General features: G+C 53.9%; 21 protein-coding genes. 12 read left to right on the forward strand and 9 right to left on the reverse strand.

All coding sequences use genetic code 11. The annotated features are described in order from the left end of the window. Positions 1 to 18: 18 nt before the first annotated feature. The 4 genes from HMPREF0574_RS05830 (at position 19) to HMPREF0574_RS05845 (ending at position 3,951) form a co-directional block, all read left to right on the forward strand. Complete coding sequence (locus HMPREF0574_RS05830; RefSeq protein WP_004007791.1) at positions 19 to 939, forward strand: hypothetical protein; 921 nt, start codon at positions 19 to 21, stop codon at positions 937 to 939. A gap of 138 nt (positions 940 to 1,077) precedes the next feature. Then, the gene (gene trxB / locus HMPREF0574_RS05835; RefSeq protein ID WP_004007792.1) at positions 1,078 to 2,010 is read left to right on the forward strand and encodes a thioredoxin-disulfide reductase; all 933 of its coding nucleotides are present in this window, start codon (positions 1,078 to 1,080) and stop codon (positions 2,008 to 2,010) included. 76 nt (positions 2,011 to 2,086) lie between these two features. Beyond that, a complete protein-coding gene (trxA, locus tag HMPREF0574_RS05840; protein ID WP_004007793.1) occupies positions 2,087 to 2,413 on the forward strand; it encodes a thioredoxin in 327 nt (108 codons plus the stop codon). A gap of 263 nt (positions 2,414 to 2,676) precedes the next feature. Further along, a complete protein-coding gene (locus HMPREF0574_RS05845; RefSeq protein ID WP_004007794.1) occupies positions 2,677 to 3,951 on the forward strand; it encodes an aminotransferase-like domain-containing protein in 1,275 nt (424 codons plus the stop codon). Positions 3,952 to 4,162: 211 nt separating this feature from the next. Here HMPREF0574_RS05845 and HMPREF0574_RS05850 read toward each other — a convergent pair whose 3' ends face one another. The 8 genes from HMPREF0574_RS05850 to rpmH all read right to left on the reverse strand — a co-directional run bounded on the left by HMPREF0574_RS05850 (position 4,163) and on the right by rpmH (position 10,181). Then, positions 4,163 to 5,185, reverse strand: coding sequence for a ParB/RepB/Spo0J family partition protein (locus tag HMPREF0574_RS05850; protein WP_004007795.1), 1,023 nt, complete (start codon positions 5,183 to 5,185; stop codon positions 4,163 to 4,165). 3 nt (positions 5,186 to 5,188) lie between these two features. Then, a complete protein-coding gene (locus tag HMPREF0574_RS05855) occupies positions 5,189 to 6,160 on the reverse strand; it encodes a ParA family protein (protein ID WP_004007796.1) in 972 nt (323 codons plus the stop codon). 269 nt (positions 6,161 to 6,429) lie between these two features. Continuing rightward, positions 6,430 to 7,110, reverse strand: a complete 681-nt coding sequence (gene rsmG, locus HMPREF0574_RS05860) for a 16S rRNA (guanine(527)-N(7))-methyltransferase RsmG (protein WP_004007797.1) — start codon at positions 7,108 to 7,110, stop codon at positions 6,430 to 6,432. 27 nt (positions 7,111 to 7,137) lie between these two features. Next, a complete protein-coding gene (locus tag HMPREF0574_RS05865; protein WP_004007798.1) occupies positions 7,138 to 7,827 on the reverse strand; it encodes a Jag family protein in 690 nt (229 codons plus the stop codon). Positions 7,828 to 7,887: 60 nt separating this feature from the next. Then, positions 7,888 to 9,213 (reverse strand): membrane protein insertase YidC, encoded by a 1,326-nt coding sequence (gene yidC / locus HMPREF0574_RS05870; protein ID WP_004007799.1) that lies wholly within the window; start codon positions 9,211 to 9,213, stop codon positions 7,888 to 7,890. Continuing rightward, complete coding sequence (gene yidD / locus HMPREF0574_RS09285; RefSeq protein WP_236585967.1) at positions 9,204 to 9,623, reverse strand: membrane protein insertion efficiency factor YidD; 420 nt, start codon at positions 9,621 to 9,623, stop codon at positions 9,204 to 9,206. Before yidD ends, yidC begins: the two co-directional genes overlap by 10 nt. Positions 9,624 to 9,648: 25 nt before the next feature. Beyond that, positions 9,649 to 10,032: a ribonuclease P protein component gene (gene rnpA, locus HMPREF0574_RS05880; protein WP_004007801.1), complete on the reverse strand. Its 384-nt coding sequence runs from the start codon at positions 10,030 to 10,032 to the stop codon at positions 9,649 to 9,651. An 11-nt stretch (positions 10,033 to 10,043) separates the two neighbouring features. After that, positions 10,044 to 10,181 carry a 50S ribosomal protein L34 gene (gene rpmH / locus HMPREF0574_RS09495; protein ID WP_004007802.1) on the reverse strand — a complete coding sequence of 46 codons (138 nt, stop codon included), beginning with the start codon at positions 10,179 to 10,181 and terminating at the stop codon, positions 10,044 to 10,046. Positions 10,182 to 10,472: 291 nt separating this feature from the next. Here rpmH and dnaA point away from each other — a divergent pair, with 291 nt between their 5' ends. From dnaA to HMPREF0574_RS05920, 8 genes are all read left to right on the forward strand, one after another. Then, complete coding sequence (gene dnaA / locus HMPREF0574_RS05885) at positions 10,473 to 11,924, forward strand: chromosomal replication initiator protein DnaA (protein WP_004007803.1); 1,452 nt, start codon at positions 10,473 to 10,475, stop codon at positions 11,922 to 11,924. Positions 11,925 to 12,649: 725 nt separating this feature from the next. Then, positions 12,650 to 13,792, forward strand: a complete 1,143-nt coding sequence (dnaN, locus tag HMPREF0574_RS05890; RefSeq protein WP_004007805.1) for a DNA polymerase III subunit beta — start codon at positions 12,650 to 12,652, stop codon at positions 13,790 to 13,792. Positions 13,793 to 13,838: 46 nt separating this feature from the next. Next, positions 13,839 to 15,080, forward strand: a complete 1,242-nt coding sequence (recF, locus tag HMPREF0574_RS05895) for a DNA replication/repair protein RecF (protein ID WP_004007806.1) — start codon at positions 13,839 to 13,841, stop codon at positions 15,078 to 15,080. A gap of 39 nt (positions 15,081 to 15,119) precedes the next feature. After that, positions 15,120 to 15,785: a DciA family protein gene (locus HMPREF0574_RS05900; RefSeq protein WP_236585966.1), complete on the forward strand. Its 666-nt coding sequence runs from the start codon at positions 15,120 to 15,122 to the stop codon at positions 15,783 to 15,785. 149 nt (positions 15,786 to 15,934) lie between these two features. After that, positions 15,935 to 17,995, forward strand: coding sequence for a DNA topoisomerase (ATP-hydrolyzing) subunit B (gene gyrB / locus HMPREF0574_RS05905; RefSeq protein WP_004007808.1), 2,061 nt, complete (start codon positions 15,935 to 15,937; stop codon positions 17,993 to 17,995). Positions 17,996 to 18,052: 57 nt separating this feature from the next. Next, complete coding sequence (gene gyrA, locus HMPREF0574_RS05910; protein WP_004007809.1) at positions 18,053 to 20,596, forward strand: DNA gyrase subunit A; 2,544 nt, start codon at positions 18,053 to 18,055, stop codon at positions 20,594 to 20,596. Positions 20,597 to 20,729: 133 nt separating this feature from the next. Next, positions 20,730 to 21,503: a DUF3566 domain-containing protein gene (locus HMPREF0574_RS05915; protein WP_004007810.1), complete on the forward strand. Its 774-nt coding sequence runs from the start codon at positions 20,730 to 20,732 to the stop codon at positions 21,501 to 21,503. 59 nt (positions 21,504 to 21,562) lie between these two features. Continuing rightward, the gene (locus HMPREF0574_RS05920; RefSeq protein ID WP_004007811.1) at positions 21,563 to 22,642 is read left to right on the forward strand and encodes a glycosyltransferase family 2 protein; all 1,080 of its coding nucleotides are present in this window, start codon (positions 21,563 to 21,565) and stop codon (positions 22,640 to 22,642) included. On the opposite strand, the gene HMPREF0574_RS05925 is transcribed toward HMPREF0574_RS05920, so the two are convergent. Next, on the reverse strand, positions 22,639 to 23,631 hold the full coding sequence (locus HMPREF0574_RS05925; protein WP_004007812.1) for a DMT family transporter: 993 nt from the start codon (positions 23,629 to 23,631) through the stop codon (positions 22,639 to 22,641). The two genes, HMPREF0574_RS05920 and HMPREF0574_RS05925, sit on opposite strands and share 4 nt — an antisense overlap. Positions 23,632 to 23,723: the final 92 nt, after the last annotated feature.

Below are 23,723 nucleotides of genomic sequence, written 5' to 3' on the forward strand. Positions count from 1 at the left end.
GAGAAAAAAGGGGGCGGCGTGGATCACACCAAGTCAAACGGCACACCGGTGTTCCGTTCTGTTTCCACCGGCGTTCCTCCTGAACCCACTCCACTGTTTAACGATTCGTCAGAACCGGCGGAATCCACCGAAAACGTCATTGACGTCCCTGACGAAGATACCTTGACCGGTGAGGATGTTATCGACGAAGTGTCGGGACGTTCCTGGAATGCCGAGCGCAAGCGTCTGCGTAATGAATGGGTCAGCTGGAAAGCCGAAACCACCGAGGTATTGAACACCAGCCTCAGCGATGCACGCCAAGCTGCCACTGATTACACGCCAAAACATGAGGAAGTTCCCGCTGCCGAGTCAGCGTTGACATTAAAGATTACGGTGCTGGGTGTGGTGGTAGTCGCGGTTTTAGCACTGTTTGCCTGGTTCTGGCCCCATCCTTCGTCGGTGCGTGCCGATCATTCCTTAGATTTGACCCCCGTACCGGATTTGCAGGTGCTTCCAGAAGCCGAACCGACCCCGTTGCCCATCACCAGTGTGACTTCCATTTCGGGTCTACCCGATGGCTATGACCATCCCGAACTGGCTGGTATGGCAGCCGATGGGAAGCCAGAGACTTCATGGCGCACTGCAGCGTTACGCTCCGCCATGCTGGTCGGGGGACGCGGTTATGGGCTGGTGATTAATCTGGGAGATTCCCCGGTTCAGGTTAAAAAGGTCGTGGTGAGTTCTGCCTCTACGGGAGGAACTCTGGAGCTACGCCAGGGCAACGCCGACAATTTCCGCCAGGCTACCGTATTGGGTTCGCAGCCCCTGTCCTCTACCGTTACCTATCATCTGGCGCGACCCGTGGAGACGAACAGCCTGGTTTTGTGGTGTACCGAGATGCCCACCTCTGCCGGGGGAGAGTACCGGTTGAATATCTCCGAGATTCAGGTGATTGGCTAGATTTCGACTCCAGCTTTCCCCAAGTCAGCGGGTTTTCAGCGCGACTTCCCACTGGTTTTCAGTGAATCAGGAACCATCGCTAAGGATTCACAGCTACAATAAAATGTATACGATTATTTTTTACCCTAGGGAGTCTTTTTGTACGACGTCATTATTATCGGTTCGGGTCCGGCAGGTTACACTGCCGGGATTTACGCAGGACGTTCAGCTTTGAAAACACTGCTGGTGGCAGGGTCCATGAATATCGGCGGGATGCTGATGAACACGACTTTGGTGGAAAATTACCCCGGCTTTAAAGACGGGATTCAAGGTCCCGACCTAATGCAGGAAATGCTGGACCAAACCGAGCGCTTCGGGGTAGAGATTATATATGAAGATGCTCAAAAGCTAGATTTGCGCGGCGACATTAAGACAGTCGTCACCGATGAGGGTACTTACCAGGGTCGTACAGTCATCATCGCGACTGGTTCGGGTTACCGCACTTTGGATGTTCCCGGAGAGGAAGAGCATGCTGGTCACGGGGTGTCTTACTGTGCTACCTGTGACGGGTTCTTCTTCCGCGATCAACCCATCATGGTCGTGGGCGGTGGCGACTCCGCGATGGAAGAGGCAGTGTTCCTGACTCACTACGGTTCCTCAGTCACGGTGGTACACCGTCGTGATGAGCTGCGGGCCAGCGCGGCTATGCAAGCTAAGGCATTTAAAGAAGAAAAGATTTCCTTCGAGTTCGACACGGTAGTTGAGTCCATCAACGGGACGGACAAGGTCGAATCAGTCACCCTGAAAAATGCGAAAACTGGGGACACCAAGACCGTGCCGGTCGGAGGTATCTTCATTGCCGCTGGTCACTTGCCCCGCACCGAATTGGTACGTGACCAGTTAGAGTTGGATGCATTAGGCAACATTTGGGTGGATTCTCCTTCCACGCGCACCTCCATGCCGGGTGTGTTTGCTGCCGGCGATGTCACGGACGGGATTTACCGGCAAGCAGTGACCTCCGCAGCTTCTGGCTGTCGTGCTGCTATTGATGCGGATCGCTATATTAAGGACCACGATGCTCAGGTTAATTGAGCCAGTCGAGTCACACATTTTTGGCCTGTGGTAACTGCAGGTTCGATAGATTTCACCCAAGAGAAAGGTAAGTATTATGTCCGCAGCTATTGAAGTAACTGAAAGTAATTTCGCTGCCGAGGTGCTGGAATCCGACGTTCCGGTGCTGGTGGACTTCTGGGCGGTTTGGTGCGGTCCCTGCCGTCAGATGGCACCGATTGTGGATCAAATCGCTGCTGACTTCGGCGATCGTCTGAAAGTCGCCAAGTGCGACGTGGATAAGAATCCCTCCCTCCAGGCTCAGTATGGGGTTTCTGCCATTCCCACCTTTAATATTTTCAAGGGTGGCAAGGTCGTCCACCAGATTATCGGGGGTCGCCCTCGTTCTCAGTTCAAAGAGGAAATCGAAGCTGCCCTGGCCTGAGGTTCTTTGAGACACTCCGTTCATCGACCCTGTGGTTCCGCTTTTGCGTAACGTATAGCACGATTTTCTCCGTGTTTACGTTAGCACCCTTAGAATGGAAGAGCAGACTTTACTCCGCGGTCCTTCGCTGGGGTTTCCGGCTTTACTCCTTTCTCCCGGATTCAGCGGGGGACCGCTTTTGCGTCTCAGCTTTTTTGCTCCGAAATTTTGGCAGACTTTCGTGCCAGCGTAAACTTGCAGATATCTCACTCTAAGGAACGTTTATGACTTCAGCTTCTGCATTAAACCCAATTGATTGGTCATCTCAATTCTCGACCCGTGCCAACAACTTACAAATCAGCCAGACACGAGCTTTGTTTGCCGTGGCGTCTCGTCCCGAGGTCGTTTCTTTAGCTGGCGGGATGCCTAACTTGAAAGACCTACCTCTGCAACAGATTGCCCGTTCTTTCCAGCAACTGTTTGCTCAGGATGGCGCCACCGCTATGCAGTACGGTGGCGGTCAGGGCTTGGAGACGCTGCGTGAACAAATCACCGACATCATGAGCTTGGAGGGTATTCATGCCTCCGCCGCTAACGTCACCATTACCGCCGGGTCTCAGCATGCCTTAGATCTGGTTACGCAACTTTTTGTGAATCCTGGCGACCCTATTTTGGTTGAAGCGCCCTCCTATGTCGGAGCGCTTTCGGTGTTCCATTCCTATCAATGCGACGTTCATCATGTCCTCATGGATCAGGAGGGTCTGATTCCTGAGGCTCTGGACGAAGCTGCCACAGAGTTGGAGCGAGCCGGTCGCCCTGCCAAATTCCTCTATACAGTGCCCAACTTTCACAACCCTGGAGGCATGACCCTCAGCGAAAAGCGCCGTCCGCAAATTGTCGAGATTTGCCAACGTCACCACCTGTTGATTTTGGAAGATAACCCGTACGGTCTGCTGGGCTTTGACGGGCACCTTTACCCCGCGATGCAGCCCTTGAATCCCGATGGCGTTATCTATCTGGGTTCTTTCTCCAAGATGTTCGCTCCAGGTTTCCGTATTGGCTGGGCGCTGGCTCCAGACCAGATTACGCAAAAACTGGTCGTTGCCAATGAAACGGCTATCCTGACCCCCTCTATGGCAGCCGAAATGTCTATCTCTAAATACCTTCAAGATTTCGACTGGTACGGTCAAGTAGACAAATTCCGTGTCATGTATCGTGGTCGGGCTCGCGCCACCCTGGAAGCCCTTAAGAAATACCTCCCGGATTGCACCTGGACACACCCGGTTGGCGGCTTCTATACCTGGGTTCATTTCCCTGCCGGTATCAACACAAACGCTATGCTGACCCGCGCCGTGCAAAACTTGGTCGCTTATGTCTCTGGCACGGCATTTTATGCCGACGGGCGTGGCTCTGATTACCTGCGCATTGCTTACTGCTATCCCCCCGAGGAACAGATACGCGAAGGTATCCGTCGCTTGGCGCTCACTGTGGAACAGGAGAAAGCCCTGCTGGCTAATGGTGAAGTAGCCCACGGTGATACTGCCGCCAAATCCGCCTAGGTACACCTGAAGTCTCTGCCTCGGAAGTCAGAAATCTCCGGTTTGTTTTCCTATAAAAGGTCGAGTACGTTCGTTACCCGATTTTTCCCAGAACCGCTTATCCCCTACGCAGGGACTCGGGGTGAGCCTCGCAATCTACAGCAACAATGTTTCACGTGAAACAATTGAGTGCTAACTCTACTAACCCTTCCCAGCCAGGATATTCAGAGTTCTAGCCGCGTGCAATAATTTTGGCAATGCGCGCTAAATCATCGCTGTCGGCAAACTCTATAGTCACTTTACCTTTTGTCTTGCCCACCTGTAGGTTAACGCGCGTCTGCAGGGCATCTTCGAGCTGAGATTTCATCTCCATCATGTCGGGACTGAGCGGTGTAACCTGCCGTTTCTTCGGCTGAGCGGTCGGAGAATCGGTATTGTCACCTACCGCAACGATTTCCTCGGTAGCTCTTACCGATAAACCTTCTGCCACAATCCTCTGGGCCAATTGAGTCATCGCTTCAGGATCGTCTAAAGCCAACAGCGCACGAGCGTGACCGGCAGATAAAACTCCCGCGGCAACCTGGACCTGTACTGCGGCGGGTAGCTTTAGCAAACGTAAGGTATTGGCAATCTGAGGACGGGAACGCGAGAGACGCTTCGCCAGGGTTTCTTGGGTAACGCCGAGTTCCTCAATCATCTGTTGATAGGCTGCTGCTTCTTCCAACGGGTTGAGGTTAACGCGCTGTATGTTTTCCAACAGAGCGTTCACGCCCATTTCATCATCCGCAGTGTCACGAATGATAGCCGGAATCGTTGAGAGACCCGCGAGCTTTGCTGCCCGCAAACGCCGCTCCCCCATAACCAGCTCATAGAGAGGTTTCGGACCTGACTCGATTTGTCGCACGGTGACCGGCTGCAAGATGCCCACAGAGCGTATCGAGTTTGCCAGTTCTGCTAATGCGTCTTCATCAAAAATTTCACGTGGTTGCGACCGGTTAGCAGTAATGGAAGTAACAGGTAATTCTTGCACCGTCATACCAGGCACGGGCACCAGGTTAGGTTCCGTCGAATCCGCTGTCTTTGCAGTCTTGCGCTGCATCGCATCGGGACTCAACAAATCGTGAACCTTGTCGTTCCCTTTAGTCGGGTTAGTGCCTGGTTTGGGAGGTACCAAGACATCTACCCCGCGTGGCTCAACTGGTGCGCTCGGAATCAAAGCACCCAGACCACTACCTAAAGCCCGTTTTTTAGCCATGTATCAATTTTCCTTCGTTGCTAATTTCCCTAAAAGTTCTAAGGCTGCCATCTGATAAGCCAGCGAACCGGCAGAGTTCTTTTCGTAAGTTATAACTGTCTGTCCCCAAGATGGAGCCTCTGAAATCGCGACCTGGCGCGGGATATTTGTGGACAGAGTCTGTTCAGGATAGTGCGAGCGCACATCTGATTCCACCTGAGCTGCCAAATTAGTCCGCTTATCAAACATGGTAATCAGAAATGCCAGCACTTCAAGCTTCGGGTTTAGAGCATCTCGAATCTTATCTACCGTGTCAGTCAGCAGAGAAATCCCCTCCAAGGCGTAGTACTCAGCCTGGACCGGAATCACGACCCAGCGCGCGGCACAAAATGCGTTCACGGTCAACAGCCCTAGCGAAGGGGGACAATCAATAAGAATCAAACACCCTGACTTACCCTCTAAAAATGAATCTATAGCCTCATGCAAATAGAAACTGCGATCAGCCTGATCGGCGAGTTCCATCTCTACCCCTGCCAAATCTACGGTGGCAGGAACTACGAGCAAGCTTTCCTCTTGCGGGCAAGGCTGTGCAACTTCGGCAAGTGTAGATTCTCCGGTGTACACATCGTAGAGAGAGGGAGTGCCCACATGGTGATCTATGCCGAGCGCGGTAGAAGCGTTACCTTGTGGGTCAGTATCAATGACAAGCACCTCCACACCACGCTTAGCTAAACTCATAGCCATGTTAACCAGGGTTGTCGTCTTGCCAACACCGCCCTTTTGATTTGCCATGGCAACAATGTGGTTATGGCGCAGCGGGGGAGTTTCCTCAGAGGCGATAGTCTGGCGCAACTCTAGCGACTTGCGCAGTTCACGAGCAATAGGGGTTTCATTCTCGGAAGTGGGCACCCGGGGGCGCAGGGTCCGGTGAATGGAATCAGGACGCTCTATGTGATGGGGGACTACGACCTTGGGTCGTTCGTTTTCTGCCACCATTAACTCCCTTCTTTTCTTCCAGTTTACTTCATGGGGGATGGTGAAAAAATTCTAGTTTCTGAATTCTTTATCCACATCTTATCCACAGGATTTTCCGCTTGGTTGCGCCGGTTGACAATTCTTTTCACAGGCAAATCACTCCACCAGAATGCCTTTCGAAACGCGAAAGCAATATGTCAAGCACGCCAAATGTGAGACCTAATGACTGAGAGTTGTATCCGAACCTCGTTGGGAAACGTAGGGCAAAATGTTTCACGTGAAACATTTACCTATTTCTTCATCAACCGCACCACCCTGGTTGGTTCCCTGGTCAAAGGTGTGGAGATCGTGAATACCTCAGGAAGGGAAACCTTTTGTTTGACGAATACATAGTTTCCTTTGGCTTTGGCAATTTCCGATTCGACTGAGGCACCTTTCAGGAATAACAGGGTACCCTGCTTTTTCACCAGAGGAGCGGTCCACCCCAGCAAAGTCGAAAGATTACCCACCGCTCGTGCGGTCAGGTAGGAAAAGGTCTGTTTGCCGCGAATGTCTTCGGCTCGAGCGTTACGAATCCGCACATTGTCTAAGCCCAGTTCCTCTATACAAAACTGCAACCACTCGCAACGACGTGCCATCGACTCAATCAGCGTCAGGCTCAAGTCGGGTCTGCCAATAGCCAAGACCAAACCGGGCAACCCCGCTCCTGAACCGACATCAGCAACCTGAACTCCCTCGGGAAGTAACTGACTAAGCACCCAGCAGTTTAAGATATGGCGACTCCAGATGCGTCCCGCTTCTCGCGGTCCCAGCAACCCCTGTTCCAGACCCTCGTGTGCGAGTAGGTCTGCGTAGTAACGCATTTGACCGGCACTGGTATCGAACACGTCGGCAAGACCATCAGGTTCGGGTTCAACCTGTACCTCTCCCAACGTGTCCTCCGCCGGGGTATCCTGCACTGAATCTGTCATGGAATATCTCTCGAACGACCTAAATCGTTAGGCTTCTTCGGAGGTTTCTGCGGTGGCATTATCCGCTTCATCAACAGCTGAGTCTGTCAGGTCAGCAGCCGTACCAGCGGGAGATTCCGCGGCGGAGTCAAAGTCGTCTTGGTCTTCGTCCTCGAAATCCTCGTCGTCACCTTCATCGAGAGAAATGACGACGTAACGATGAGGCGCCACACCTTCGGATTCAGAATACAATCCCATCTGGGCAGCCTTATCGTGGCACACTTTGCGTTCAAAAGGATTCATGGGATCGAGTTGTACCGGCTCGCCGGTTTCCTGCACCTGCGCGCCCAAACGTTCCACTAGCTCCTGCAGTTCAAGACGTCGATTAGTGCGGTAGCCCGCAATATCAAGCATCAATCGGGACCGTTCCCCGGTTTGAGACTGTACTGCCAGGCGCGTCAACTCCTGCAAAGCCTCCAGAACTTCACCATGCCGACCAATCAACCTCTTGAGACGTCGATCCGGTTCTTCATCTCCGGTCACAATCTCGACCAGAGCGCGCCCGTTCTCGACATCAATCTCAATGTCGCCGTCCAGGTCAACGATGTCCAGCAGTTCCTCTAAATAATCTGCTGCCAAGTCACCTTCATTTTCCAGGCGCTCCATTTTGGAGCCACGATTGGCAACGACTTCGGTGCCTTCTTCGATTATGTCCAACTCATCCATTGTTTCACTCATGTTTTTGCTCCCTCGTTTCCCAGGCAACTCACTGCGTCGCATTGCCTGAAAATTTCGTCTCTATCGGTTCCCTTGCTTCTTTTTTGATTTCTTTTGTTTAGCTTTGCGTTCTGCTGCGCGCCTTTCAGCTTGTTTAGTGGCACGTTGGCTGGCGGTCAAACCATCCTTACCCACTTCATCCGGATCAGGCTCCATATCAGCGCGTTCCTCAGCTTTGTCCTTATCAAACTGAGCGCGGTATTCCTCCCAGCCCTTTTGACCGGGCTGCATCCGTTGCTGTTTGCCCCCTTTACCCTGGGCATCCACGGAACCGAAATTAATTTCATCTAATCCCAGCTCCATCCGGCGTTTCTCGAGCTTCCGGATATGCGCCAACCGGGCTTCACGCATAGCGACCTGAACACCCTTTTGATTCAACCCCGCCTCATTAAGCTCAATCTGTTCCAACTGAGCAGAGAGTTGTTTCTCTTGGTCAGCACGGTATTTCTCAAACTTCTGTTCATGCGCATCAGCACGCCACCGCGCGGCAGCGGAACCGCGAGTGGGGTATGCCCGAATCATGAAGTACTGTTGCACCAAACTCCACGTATTAGAAGTCGCCCAGTAAATGAGCAGCCCGACCTGCACGACCGGACCGGTGAACAGATACACCAGGGGCATGAAATACATCATGGACTTCGTGGATTTCACCATCGGGTTATCCGAGTTCAGCTGTTCGTCACTCATGTTCTTCATGGAGAGGAACGCGGTCTGAACGAACATAGTGATAACCAGAAAAGCCACCATAATGCCAATGACAATCTTGGTCTGCAAGGTGGAAGTGGGACCGAACATAGTCTGACCCAAAGATTCACCAAAGAACGTGGAATCCCACAGGGCTTTGGCTTGCTGTTGACCCATTCCGCCGATGGAAACATGCTCGGGCATAGTCCCGTGCGCGACCGCCGACATGTAGTAAAGCAAACGATACAGAGCGAGAAGTACCGGCATCTGAACCAATAGGGGCAGGCACGAGGCGGACATGGAAGCGCCGTACTTCTTTTGCACGGCTTTCATTTCTTCCTGTTGGCGCATCATGGTCTGCTGATCACGTTTGCCCTTATATTTCTTGGTAATGGCAGTCAATTCGGGCTGCGCCAAGCTCATAGCCCGAGACGCTTTAATCTGTTTGATAAACAGTGGCACGATAATCAGGCGCACCACGATAGTCATCCCGACAATCGCCAACACCCAGCCAATTCCAGCGCCGGACTCTACACCGAGGAGGGTAATCATCTCGTGAACCCCACGCAGAACCCAACCCACCACCCACATAAAGGGGTACAAAATCTGATCGTAGAGGGACAGCTTGGCTTCCCCAGCAGCCGAAACCAGGCTCAGCAACATGACACCGTTCTTTCTTTCGTTTCCAAAGTTTCCCCACTCGCCTCTGCGGTCCACAGTGCGTTTTGACCAGGGGAAAGACCATAAGTTTGGGAGCTAACGCTGCCGGGGGCGGTCCACGGATTGGTCCAGGAACCTTTCACGGGAGGATAATCTACGCCACCATCAGAGTAGGGGTTGCACCGCAGCAACCGCCACAGAGTGAGCGCCGAGCCTTTCCAAAATCCGTGTACCTGCAAAGCTAAGTCAGCGTAATGGGAACAGCTGGGGTAATACTTACACACCGGTCCAAATGCTTTTGACAAGGTGTGCTGATAGATGTGAATAAACAAGCGCGACACAGTTGCCGGCAGGTTCCAGACCCACCGCCATAATGCCTTGCCCGCTAACACCGTATCTATCCTAACTTTCACCAGCCGTAATCTGAGACAAATCTGGCTAGCAGGACCGGGATGGACTTACAAAATCCCGATCACCGTGTTGTTTGTGCGCCATCTTTCGCAACAATATCTGAATTTGGTTTTCCAGCTGTGGATAATCTACTTCGGCAATGCCAGCTTTGGCATAAAACACATTTAAAGAACCTGCTGGAAACTCTGTGATACGGTCGCGCACCAAGTGACGCAACCGACGTTTAACGAGGTTGCGTCCTGTGGCGTGTTTCACAAACCGCTTGGCTACGACAAAACCGATTCGTGCCGGCTCACTCCCGTTACCGAGATATTGGTGAAACACCATGTTATGACAGTGAGCGTGACGACCCTCACGCATTGCCTGACGAAAGTCCTGGGCGCGGGTCAGCCGGTTTGCCTTAGCAAGCATCAGCTTGGGGACTAGACCGCCAGACGCTTGCGACCACGACGACGCCGAGCGCTGATAACCGCCCGACCACCACGAGTGGCCATACGATTACGGAAGCCGTGCTTGTGAGCGCGGCGACGATTATGGGGCTGATAAGTCCGCTTAGTCACTTTTTTCTCCTGAAAAATAATCCCGGGAAATCCCGAGCCGCAGTTAAGTCATAAGACGAAGCCCCAATTTAGCCCAATTATCAGCATCCTTGCAAATTAGCGAAAAAGTCGGAGTCATAGAATTTCCTGGAAAATAATTGGAAAACTCTAATGAAATTGCACCTCATCCCAGAGTTACACGGTTGTAACTTTGTCCACAGGTTGTGGAAAACTTTGTGGATTTCACTAAAGAGTGGCAAGATTTACTCAGTTTTATCTGCATAGACACAACAGCCAAGGAGAGTACTGACCGTGGACAATGCTGCCTGGGAAAGCGCGGCCAAAGCTGACCTTGGACCTACCGATTTTTGGGCGAAAGCGCTTGAAAATCTCAGTGTTTCAGGAAAAATCGGCAACTTCGACCTGGCGCTCATCCGCCAATCCAAAGGTTTGGGGGAATCCGGGGACGCAGCTGTTTTGGCAGTATCCAGCAATGACGTCAAGACCATGATTGAGTCGAAGTACTCCGACCTGTTTAAGACCACGTTCAGCGAAGTGTTGCACCGTCCCATCAACAACTTGATTGTGACCGTAGACGAAAACCTGGGCAATATGGCGCCCACACCCCAAACTTTTGAACCCGTAGCACCTCAACCAGCCCCACCTATCGCCCCCACCACCCCCGTCTGGGAGCCGGAACATCAACAGACCCTGCACATTGACTCGAACACGGGACTGAACCCGACCTACACTTTTGACTCTTTCGTCATCGGTTCTTCAAACTCATTTACCGCTGCCGCAGCAGAATCTGTGGTGGCGTCTCCTGCCAAAGCCTACAATCCACTGTTTATTTATGGTGGTCCAGGACTGGGCAAAACCCACCTGCTGCACGCCATCGGCAACTATGCCCTGGAGCTGTACCCCGACTCGAAGGTCAAATACATTTCTTCTGAGGAATTCACCAACGAGTTCATCAACGCCATCGCCTCACAGACTTTCGCTGAATTCCAGGCGCGGTACCGCGAAGTCGACTTCCTACTCATCGACGATATTCAGTTCTTGGCAGGCAAAGAACAAACCTTAGAGGAGTTCTTCCACACCTTTAACACGCTGCACACCGCACAAAAACAGGTCGTTATCACCTCTGACGTGGCTCCCAAAGAGCTGAAGGGGTTTGAAGAGCGAGTTCGTTCGCGCCTGGAATGGGGTCTGATGGCAGACATTCAACCCCCCAGCCTAGAGACGCGAATTGCGATTCTGCGCCGAAAAGCCCAGGCCGGAAACATGCAAATGCCCGATGATGTGGCGGAATTCATTGCCTCAAACGTTGATTCCGACATTCGCGCTTTGGAAGGCGCATTGATTCGGGTCACGGCATATTGGTCACTGAACCACGTACCCGCCACCATTGAAACTGCGAAACTGGCAATTCGCGATTTGATGACCGGCAAGGGCGCCAAAGAAATCACTCCTGAAATGATTATTGATTGCACTGCCCAATACTTTTCGTTGACTTCCGAAGACTTGCTCTCCGCGAACCGATCCCGTACCGTGGTGGGACCGCGCCAAATCGCCATGTATCTGTGCCGTGAACTGACCGACTTATCATTGCCTCAAGTCGGAGCTGCTTTCGGAGGTCGCGATCATACGACAGTCATGCACGCCAATAAAAAGGTCGCGGCATCCATGAAGGAAGACACCCAAACTTTCAAATCCGTTTCCGATATTTCCGACGCGGTGCGCCGCGCCACCCGCGAATCCTAGTTCCGCTGCCTTTCCAACAGTTTTTCCATCTCTTTTTCTTTCTGCGTCTGCCTCTATTGTTCTGTTCACAAGGTCGGTGCAGACAGTATTTCCCAGGTCACGAGGTGCTTGGGGGAGGTTGCGGTGTACCGATTTGGGGGTCGCGGGATTCCTGTCGTGTTTAATGCCACTTTCACTAAACAAAACGCCGGAAACCGTGAGGGGAGCGGGGGGAGGAACCCGTACGACGCTGGGGAGGGGGCCCTATCGCGGCGAGAACGTAGCGGAGACGCGATGGGGGAGGGTGCTCCCTCGATGTCGCTAGGGTCCTCCCCCGCGACCCCGAACGGAACCGCGCAAAACTCCACTTGAGAACCCAAACTCGCGTATGTGGACAAAGCTGGGGATGAAGCCGGGTTTTTTCGGGAATTTGTTGTGGATGAAAATGTGGAAAGGATTTAATTCACAAGTCGGCTGCGTTTTCCCGAAAGTTATCAACTGAACTACAGATTTGTGATTCCGAACTGCCACCTATCAAACTCGGGTTATACACAGAATTCACACTGGTAATGAAGGTAATTATTTTTTAAAAAATTTTGGCATTTTTCTTCCATCATCAAAGGCGCGGCGCTGCTGTGTATCCCAGTGTCTCTCCACTGCCGAAACAGCAAACTACGGGAGTACTCAAGTATGCGGTTTTGGGTTAGAGTTTGTATAACAACATTTCGCATTTGGGGAGGAATTTCATGGAACTCGTGTTGAGACGCGACACTTTGGCAGAAGCTGTGGCATGGAGTTCCCGGTCTATTTCACCACGTCCGGCAGTGGCAGTGCTTTCCGGTGTACGCATCGAAGCGGGAGAGGACGGAGTGGAGTTTTCCTCCTATGATTATGAGGTTTCGTCTCGTGTGACGGTCGCAGCTGAAGAAGTCACAGAGCCGGGGGTGGCAGTGGTAGATGGCAAGCTACTCAGCGAAACGGCACGAGCCTTGCCGTCTCGCGCTGACCTGGTGAAGTTTGCTACGGAAGATAACTACCTGCACATCACTTGTGGTTCTTTCAAACAAAAGCTCATCATGATGCATTCTGAGGAATACCCGCCGTTGCCGCAAATGCCGGAAAGTGCAGGGAAAGTCGATGCGGCAGCTTTTGCTCATTCAATTTCACAAGTCGCGGTGGCGGCTTCTCGTGATGAAACGTTGCCGCTGCTGACGGGGATTTCTCTGGAGGTTCGCCCGGACAAACTGTATCTTTTGGCAACTGACCGCTACCGGATGGCGTTGAAAGAGATGCCGTGGGCTGGTGTTCAGGGCGGGGATCAAGACCTGGTGGTGAAAGCCAAAAATTTGAGCGATGCAGCAAAGAACATTGCTACCGCCGGCGATGTCGAAGTCGCGGTGGGTTCTGCCAATAATCCCGCTTCCCTGATTGGTTTGGCAGCCAACGGACGGGTATTTACTTCCCAAATTAACGACGGAAACTATCCTGACGTGCGGCGTCTGTTCCCCGAACCGATTAATGTCACGGCGGTAGTAAAGGTCGATCAGTTTATTGAAACTGCCAAACGGGTGGCGATTGTCTCCTCTAATCTCTCTAATCAACAGATTTCTTTGCGTTTCACCTCCGGACAGTTGGAGTTCCTGGCGGGTAATGGCGCGGAAAACAGTGCGACTGACACGATTCCAGCGCTGTTGAACGGTCCGGACATCTCGGTATCTTTTAACTCACGGATGCTCCTGGAGGGACTGGGTGCTATCGACGAACCGTATGCGCGTCTGTCTTTCAAAGATGAGGCGAAACCAGTGGTCATCACGGGTCAAAAGGAAGAAACTGGTGAGGATAATCTGACTTTCCGCTACCTGATTATGCCTATCCGCACCAGCATTTAGAGTTTTATTCACAAGGGGTAGGTCACGAGAACTTTCAGGGGGGCGCGTGTTTGTTTCCGACCTGGCTCTGGACTGGTTTCGTTCCTACCGTCAGGTGATTTTGCATTTTCCGGCGGGAACAAACGTGTTTGTCGGAGCCAACGGGCAAGGCAAAACGAACCTGCTGGAGGCGCTAAACTACCTGGCGGTGTTGGCTTCGCACCGGATTGGTACGGATGCGGGTCTGATTTTTCGCGAAATTGGGGACACGGTCCGGTCGCCGGCAACCTTACGCGCGGGAGTAATTCGGGCGCGGGTTCATCCTGGTACAGATTTGACCGATCCGGATGCTAGCGGGGAACTGTTAGAGATTGAACTGTTGGCGGGCAGGGCTAATCGCGCCATGATTAATCGGCATAATGTGCGCCCGCGCTCTTTGCTGGGTCACCTGTCTACCGTGCTGTTTGCCCCTGAAGATTTGCAGTTGGTGCAAGGCGACCCGGCTACTCGCCGCACTTTTTTGGACCGTATCGCTATCCAGTTACGTCCGACCCTGGTTGGGGCGTTGGGTGAATACACAAAAATCGCGCGTCAACGTGGAGCTTACCTGAAAGACGTGGCGAAACGGCGTGCTCCGATAGATGAAATTCAGCTCTCTATCTGGGATGATGCCTTGGTCCCGGCAGCGGTAGAAGTCATGCGTGAAAGGGCGCGGGTAATCGACCAGTTGGCGCAGTTTTTACCCTCGGTGTATGCCCGAATTGCCGGGCACCCCGCCCCGGTGGGATTGACCTATGCGGATAGTGTCACGAAAACTTTGGAACTGTCCGCGGATGAGCAGCGCGAAATGTATGCAAACCCGGAGTTGCTGTCATCTGTGTTTCGCCAGGCTCTCGCGCAACGTCACGCGGATGAGGCCCGGCGCGGAGTTAATTTGGTCGGTCCCCACCGTGACGAGTTGGAGCTGCATTTAAATGGTTTACCGGTTAAGGGGTTTGCCTCCCACGGTGAGTCTTGGTCTTATGCTTTGAGCCTGCGTTTGGCAGAATTTTCCCTGTTGCGCGAAAACTTTGCGGACACCCCGGTGTTGCTGTTGGATGATGTATTTGCGGAGCTCGATGAACAGCGCCGTGCCGCCCTGCTGTGGGCTATTGACCAGGCTGACCAGGTGTTTATTACTTCTGCGACCGGAACTGAAATTCCTGAAGCGCTACACGCCGCGTTCTACCGCGTCACTTTGGACCCAGAAACCCGTGAAAGCAGCGTGGAGACTCTCGGTCAGGGAGCAGCACCGGATTTTTTGCAATAATGACTGGGCGGTTGTCGTCAGCGGGAGAGGGGGTCCATCTTGGCTAAAGGTATCGACTATTCTGGTCTGTATCCAACCATGCATTCCCCGCTGCCGCGTCGTGCGGTGAAACGTTACCGCGAGCTCATGTTCAGCTTGGGCTTTTACCCCCTCACTGGGAAGGTACGCGGATTTTCCACCGCTGAACACGCGGACAATTTGAGCGAACGGGAATGGTTGGATCGCGAAATCGCGAAACAGTATTACGCTGACCTGGCGAAAAGCCTTGGTTCGACTCCGGAGAGGATTGAGCAGTTAGCGACTCCGGGGCCGGCTACCGCCAATTTCACGGACGGGTCGCGTCCCTCCCGAAACGATCCACAGCGGGCGGGATTCCTGCTGGGGCATTTGGCGCAGCGTTTAGGGTGGGAGACTCCGCTGGAAATCGCCGATGTGAAAAAACATTGGGATGAATATGTCGGTGCCCAGGTCGCTGCCCATTCCACGGTAGAGAGCTTCGAAAAGGGCAAGCTCATCGTCCGGACGGATTCGACCGCTTGGGCTACTCAGCTGAAATTCTTACTGCCCGAGCTGCTCAAACAACTCACCAAGCGGCTGGGAGCGGGAGTGGTGCAGCAAATCATTATCCGCGGCCCTCAGGTGCCGTCTTGGAATCACGGCCCCCGCAGCGTTCCGGGGCGCGGACCGCGCGACACCTACGGCTAGAACCTTGGCATCGACCTTATGCCAAACTTTATCGACGGCTACACGCCACAGATAACCCTCACCTGCTTTGCCATGATTTTCACATTAAGCCTGTGAAATCCGTCTTTACGTGTCTCTAAAGGGCAATAGTCAAAAAATTCGATAGGATTATGGTGGCGAAAAAGCCGAAAAAAGGAGACACAAACGTGAGCGATTTTGAAAAGCCCGAAGAGCACTACGACGCTTCTGACATTAGGGTCCTCGAAGGCCTGGAAGCAGTGCGAGTCCGACCCGGTATGTACATCGGATCCACCGGAGAACGGGGCTTACACCACTTGGTTTATGAGGTGGTAGACAACTCGGTCGATGAATCTTTGGCGGGGTACTGTGACCATATTGAGGTGACTTTACAAGCCGACGGCGGGGTGCGGGTGGCAGATAACGGCCGCGGTATTCCGGTGGCGGAACACCCCAGTGAACACCGACCGACCGTGGAAGTCGTCATGACTATTCTGCACGCGGGCGGCAAGTTCGGTGGCTCCTCCTACGCGGTGTCCGGCGGCTTGCACGGGGTCGGTATTTCGGTGGTAAACGCCCTGTCCACCAAGATTTTGACCACCGTGAAACGAGACGGTTACGAGTGGCATATCGAGTTCGGCAATGGGGGCAAAGTCATCCAGCCGCTCCGCCGGGGCGAACCCACCGAGGAAACCGGTACTGTCCAGGTGTTTTATCCGGACCCCGAGATTTTTGAAACTGTTGAGTTCGACTATGAAACCCTGCGGACCCGTTTCCAACAGATGGCTTTCCTGAACAAGGGATTGCGTATCACCCTCACCGATGAGCGCCCCAATGTGACAGCGGAAGGTGATTTTGTGACCGGGGACCAAGACGGAGACGCGGATTCTCCCAAGGTCGGACGTCGCTCGGTGTCTTACTGTTACGAAAACGGTCTGCACGATTACGTGCATTTCATCAACGACACCAAGAAATCCGAGGTCGTCCACGAAGAAATCATCGACTTCGAGGCTAGCTTGGAGGATGTTGAAAACGCCATGGCGCTGGAAATCGCCCTGCAGTGGACCAGCGCCTACTCAGAGTCTATCTATACTTACGCCAACACCATCAACACGACCGAGGGAGGCACCCACGAGGAAGGGTTCCGGGCTGCCTTGACTTCGTTGATGAACAAGGTTGGACGGGAAAAAGGCTTCATTAAGGACAAAGACGAAAACCTGTCCGGTGACGATTGCCGCGAAGGCTTGACGGCAGTGATTTCCGTGAAAATCCGCAATCCTCAGTTCGAGGGTCAGACGAAAACGAAACTGGGCAACACCGAGGCTCGCACTTTCGTGCAACAGACCGTGTATTCCCAGCTGGGGGACTGGTTTGATGCCCATCCGGCGGAATGCAAAGCGATTATTGCCAAAGCCCAATCTGCCCAGCAAGCGCGTAACGCGGCTCGAAAAGCACGGGATGCGACTCGGCGCAAGACCGCTCTGGATTCCTTCTCAATGCCTGGCAAGCTGCGGGATTGTTCCAGCCGAGACGCCTCTAATTGTGAAATTTTCCTGGTCGAGGGTGACTCCGCAGGCGGTTCGGCAGTGGCGGGGCGCGACCCGGCGCACCAGGCTATCCTGCCGTTGCGCGGCAAAATCCTCAACGTGGAAAAAGCCCGCCTGGACCGGGCTTTGGACAATAAAGAAATCCAGTCTCTGATCACCGCTTTCGGCACCGGGATTGGTGAAGATTTCGATTTGTCGAAACTGCGCTACTACAAGATTGTGCTGATGGCAGACGCGGACGTGGACGGGCAGCACATCACCACCCTGCTGCTGACCCTGCTGTTCCGCTATATGCGTCCACTCATCGAAAACGGTCACGTGTTCCTGGCAACCCCGCCGCTTTACCGCCTGAAGTGGTCCAACAAACCTCACCAGTTCGTCTATTCCGACAAGGAAAAAGACAAGATGGTCAGCTTGGGTCTGGATTCTGGGGCGCGAATGCCCAAGGAAGGCGGGATTCAACGCTACAAAGGTTTGGGCGAGATGAGCGCCCAGGAACTGTGGGAGACCACGATGGATCCCAGTGCGCGACTGCTGAAACAGGTCACGATGGATGAGGCTGCCTCCGCAGACGAAGTGTTTTCGCTGCTCATGGGCGAGGACGTGAGTTCGCGGCGCGCCTTTATCCAACGTAACGCCCAAGACGTGCGCTTCTTGGATATCTAAGCGAACACTACACAAGCCCCGGTGAGACTCTCACCAAGCTATTGAAAGACAAGGGAAATGGCTGATAACCAAGACAACAATGATTCCGAAGTGGAAGAAATCATTCATTCCGATGCCCCCGTGATTACTGAGGCGGAATCCACCCGCGTCATGCAGGTGGATTTGGAAAAAGAAATGAAAAAGTCCTACATGGACTACGCCATGAGCGTGATTGTGGGTCGCGCTCTGCCCGATGTCCGTGACGGGCTGAAACCGGTACACCGCCGCGTTATCTATACCATGTATGACGGTGGCTACCGTCCGAACGGCGGATATTCCAAGTGTATGCGCGTGGTGGGCGACGTTTTGGGTCACTTTCATCCCCACGGGGATTCTTCGGTCTATGATGCACTAGCCCGGTTGGTGCAGCCTTGGTCGATGCGTTACCCCTTGGTGGCTGGTCAGGGCAACTTTGGTTCCCCCGGTAACCTCGGACCAGCGGCGCCTCGGTACACGGAATGCAAGATGGCTACCCTCGCCATGGAAATGGTGCGTGACATCGACGAGGACACCGTCGATTTCATGGATAACTATGACGGGCGCTCCCAAGAGCCGACCGTGCTGCCCAGCCGAATCCCGAACTTGCTGATTAACGGCTCCGAGGGTATCGCGGTGGGCATGGCGACCCGGATTCCGCCCCATAACCTGCGGGAAGTTGCTGACGCGGCACAATGGTATCTGCAAAACCCAGAGGCTACGCGTGAAGAACTGCTCGCAGCTTGCCTGCAGCGCATTAAAGGTCCGGATTTCCCCACCGGCGCTACGATTTTGGGTCGGCGCGGGATTGAGGAAACTTACCGCACCGGTCGTGGTTCTATCACCCAACGCGCGGTGGTCAACGTGGAGGAACTCAATGGGCGCACCTGCCTGGTGGCGACCGAACTGCCCTACCAGGTTAACCCCGATAACCTGCAGGTTAAGATTGCGCAGCTGGTCAAAGATGGTCAGCTGCAAGGGATTGCAGATATCCGTGACGAAACGTCGGATCGCGCCGGAACCCGGATTGTGGTGGTGCTGAAACGCGACGCGGTGCCGAAAGTCGTACTGAATAACCTGTACAAACGCACCCAGTTGCAAGATTCCTTCCCTGCCAACATGTTGGCGCTGGTCGACGGGGTGCCCCGGACCCTCTCTATTGACGGATTTATCCACTATTGGATTGCCCACCAGGTCGATGTCATCAAACGCCGCACCGCTTTCCGGTTGGCGAAAGCCCAGGAACGGTTGCATATTTTGCAGGGCTACCTGGCGGCCTTGGATGCGCTAGATGAGGTTATCGCGTTGATTCGTCGTTCTCCGACCGCAGAAGATGCCAGGGTCGGGTTGATGGATTTCCTGAAGGTTGACGAGGTTCAGGCTGACGCGATTTTGGCTTTGCAGCTGCGCCGTTTGGCAGCTTTGGAACGCCAAAAGATTTTGGACGAACATGCCGAATTGGAAGCGAAAGTCGCTGACTTTAAAGACATTTTGGCTCGCCCCGAACGCCAGCGGAGCATCGTGTCCGAGGAACTTGGCGAAATTACCGACAAGTGGGGCGACGAACGCAAGACCACCATCGTGCCTTTTGATGGGGAAATGTCGATGGAGGATTTGATTCCCGAAGAAGACGTGGTGGTCACCATTACTCGCGGTGGTTACGCGAAACGCACGCGGGTCGACGCCTACCGTTCCCAGCATCGTGGCGGCAAAGGCATTAAAGGTGCGTCGCTGCGCGAGGAGGATCAGGTCGAGCACTTCTTTACCACGTCGTCGCATGACTGGCTGCTGTTCTTTACGAATTTCGGGCGAGTGTATCGCGCGAAAGCGTATGAGATTCCCGAGGGAGGACGTGACTCGAAAGGTCAGCATGTGGCGAACCTGCTGGCTTTCCAGCCCGACGAGCGTATCGCCCAAGTCCTGCAGGTTTCCTCGTTTGCAGACAAGGATTACCTGGTGTTGGCGACCCGTCTGGGCTTCGTGAAAAAGACCCGGTTGACCGACTATGACACGAACCGAACGGGTGGATTGATTGCTATCAAACTGCGCGAGGACAGTGCCGGAGAGGCGGATCAGCTGGTTTCGGCGTGCTTGGCAGACGCGACCGATGACTTGATTTTGGTGTCTCGCCACGGTCAATCCTTGCGGTTTAATGCTTGTGATGAGCAGCTGCGCCCGATGGGTCGGGCGACTTCCGGCGTGACGGGGATGCGGTTCCGGGCTGATGACGAACTGTTGACCATGGATGTGGTGCGCCCCGAAGCGGATCTGTTTGTGGTGACTGAGGGCGGATACGCGAAACGCACGGCACTGTCTGAATACCGGGTGCAGGGCCGCGGTGGTCTGGGGATTAAGGTCGCGAACCTGGTGGAGGCTCGTGGCGACCTGGTCGGCGCACTGGTCACTGAGGAAGACTCAGAAGTCCTGGTCATCATGGCAGGGGGCAAAATCGTGCGTTCTCGTGTTGATGAAGTCAGCCGGACCGGACGCAACACGCAGGGCGTGATTTTCTCTCGCGCTGATGAGGGCGACAAGGTCATTGCTATCACCCTCAACGTGGATAATGACCCGCAGCTGGAGGATTAAACGGCAGGATTTCGGAGACTTTGTGCGATATATTGCAAAAGTCCTCGAAAGCGCCACCGGGAAATCGAGCAGCATGAATTGAGCCACCGGTGGCTAGGCTTTAAAATCGAGGAAACATCTGAAGGGATGGAATATGCGGATAAATGGAACACCTGACGGGAATAATCCCGCCCCCAATCCCGATGCGCCCGAGGACGGCGAGGATCCCAGCGTATCCTGGGCGAGGTTGGGTCATGCCGACCCGTATTCAGGTGCTCTGCAAGCCAGGGATAACTCGGTGAAAAAGCCGGTTCCCCCGCCTCCGATGGAACCCAGCCCCGTTGCGGATGCACGCCCGGTGGCAGCGCCACCCGTGGCTGAGGTTCAACCCGATATGGTTCCGCCGGAACCGCCCGCCCCGGCTGCGCCCGCTCCTGTCAATACCTATGCTGACGAACGAGCGGCAGCCAAGGCTGCCAAGAAAGCCGAGCGGGAAGCGGCGCGGGAGGCGCGGCGCTTGGAGGCAGCAAAGCGAATGCGGGAACGTGAAGAAGCTGCCGATTTGCCTGATGTGCGTCGCGTCAAGCTCATTTTGTCCAGGGTCAATCCGCTCTCGGCTATGAAAATTGGATTCCTGGTGGCGGTAGCGATGTCCATAGTCATGCTGGTTGCGGCTATCGTGCTGTGGTTGGTGTTGGATATGCTGCACGTGTTTTCCTCCATGCAAGGGTTCTTGCAGGCGCTGTCCGCTACAGCGTTGGTTAACCTGGTTGACGCATTGACCTTTAGTCGGACGATTGCTCTGGTCGCGATTTTTGGCGTGTTGCAGATTATCATTTTGACTGTGCTGAGCTGGCTGGCAGCCGTGATTTACAACCTGATTGCCCGCATGGTGGGCGGATTGCACGTGGTCATGACGGACGATTGAGCCCTATCCACATGCCGGCAACCGATGAAATAACTACGAAAATCTAGTGAGAGAACCTGATGGCAGAAACGAATAATACCGCGCAAACCGATGACCGTACTGATGACCTGGCAGATCGTGACATTACCCTGACTTTTGTCATTCCGTGCTACAACTCCGAAGATTACATGGATGCCTGCATTTCCTCCATGATTGGGGCAGGCGAGGACACCGAAATCATCATCGTCGATGATGGCTCCAAGGATCACACCGGGGCGAAAGCTGACAAGTGGGCGCAAGCTATGCCCGATAAAGTTCGGGTCATTCACCAGGAGAACGCCGGTCACGGCGGTGCGGTGATGGCAGGTCTGCAGGCTGCTCGGGGTCACTATTTTAAGGTGGTTGACTCCGACGACTGGTTGGATCGGGTGGGGTTAAACCTGCTGATGTCCAAGCTTCGTGCGTTTCTAGCACACAAAGAACGGGTTGACCTGGTTGTCTGTAATTACGTTTACGAGCACGTGTTGACAGGTTCGCGTAAAGTCATCCGCTATAACCGCGCCCTGCCGCTAAACCGGATAATTACCTGGAATCAGGTCGGAAACTTCGGGGTGGGACAAAACATCCTGATGCACTCCACGGTCTATCGCACCCAGGTGTTGCGCGAATCCGGCATGGTGATGCCCAAGCACACGTTCTATGTAGACAACATTTTTGTCTACGTTCCCCTCCCTTATGTAAAGAAACTCTACTATTTACCGGTTGACCTGTATCACTACTTTATCGGTCGCGATGACCAATCCGTGAACGAGACGGTCATGCTGGGTCGTCTCGATCAACAGATGCGCGTGACCAAGGCGCTGGTTGATGCCTACACCCTGCCCGATGACGTTCCCAACCCGCGCTTGGCAAAGTACATGGAAGGTTTCTTGGCATTGATTATCACGGCTTCATCGGCATTTTCGCTGCTGCGCGGCGATAATGAAGCGATGCGGATGCGCGAAGATATGTGGAAACACATCTATGCTAAGAGCCCGCGTATGGCACGTAACTTAAAGCGCCACCCGTTAGTTCGGGGTTCCAGCGTGAACAAAGCACCGCTGAAATGGGCTGCGGTTAAAACCTACCGTCTGGCGCAGCACCTCTACCGGTTTAACTAACTTTGAGGCATGTCTGGCGTGCTGTGCTCGTCAGGAGTATTTGCTGACTCAGAACCCTGGTTTAGATGCATCCCGGAGACAATCGGGATGCCGGCGGTATGCTCCAAGATGATAGGCTGATGGGCTTTCAAGTGCGTCAGCCCGATGATGCCGGCAATAGCCACCAGTCCGCAGATGATAATCCCCAGGGTTACTTCACCGGTGAAGTTCTTGCCTTCTCCCAGCACCGCGATACCGAAACAGACCGCCACGATGGGAGAGGTAATTGTCATCGACGCGACGACCAGTTCGGCCTGACCGGTGGCGTAGCCCTGCTGCACCATCCACCCGGCAGTCATGGAGCCGATGACCAAAACGAACAGGACTGCCCAAAACATCGGGTTATCTATCCAGTTATGCTGGCGCACAAAAATGATGAGGGTGCGCACCAGGGACGCTTCTAGACCATAAAACATAGCCCCACCGCTGCCCCAAAAAAACGAGCGCCACACGCGCGGTCCTTTTGCGCCCAACGTCCCGAAAGTACCTGCCAGAATGTAAATCGTGATGGCACCAATAAAGACCTTTATGGTGGTCAAAGGCTGATCCGGCGCGGAATAGTAAGACACCAGGAAAGTAAACATCCCGGTCGCCAGCACAGTCATCGCTACTAAAACACCCTCACGTTTGCGGATGCGTTGGCGAGTGACTCGCGCCTGCAAAATCATGGACCACGGAAAAGCCAACAGCCCCACGGGCTGCACCACCGTGACGGGAGCAAAGAACAGCGCCGTAATCTGACACCCCAGAGACACTCCCATCAGGGCTAATCCTTGCCACCAGCGCCGGTTTTTCAGGCTCGAGATGAGCTGGGCAGATTTCAGGCGACGCCGACTCTGGTTGTGTTTGACTTCACGGCGAATGGCGCTGTTTTGATAGCGGGCAGCCAGGGCGAAACAGAACGACCCAATCACCTGCAGGGTGATGGCGAGGGGGAGGTTATGTTCCAAAGCTGTCCTCTCGATAGAGGCTGACCTGCTGGTGCAGGTTAGCCGGGGTCGGGGTGCGCATATTTCGCCAGGTTCCCGAGCTGGTTGGCTGG

Origin of the sequence: Mobiluncus curtisii subsp. curtisii ATCC 35241 (assembly GCF_000146285.1) — a bacterium.
GTDB lineage: Bacteria > Actinomycetota > Actinomycetes > Actinomycetales > Actinomycetaceae > Mobiluncus > Mobiluncus curtisii.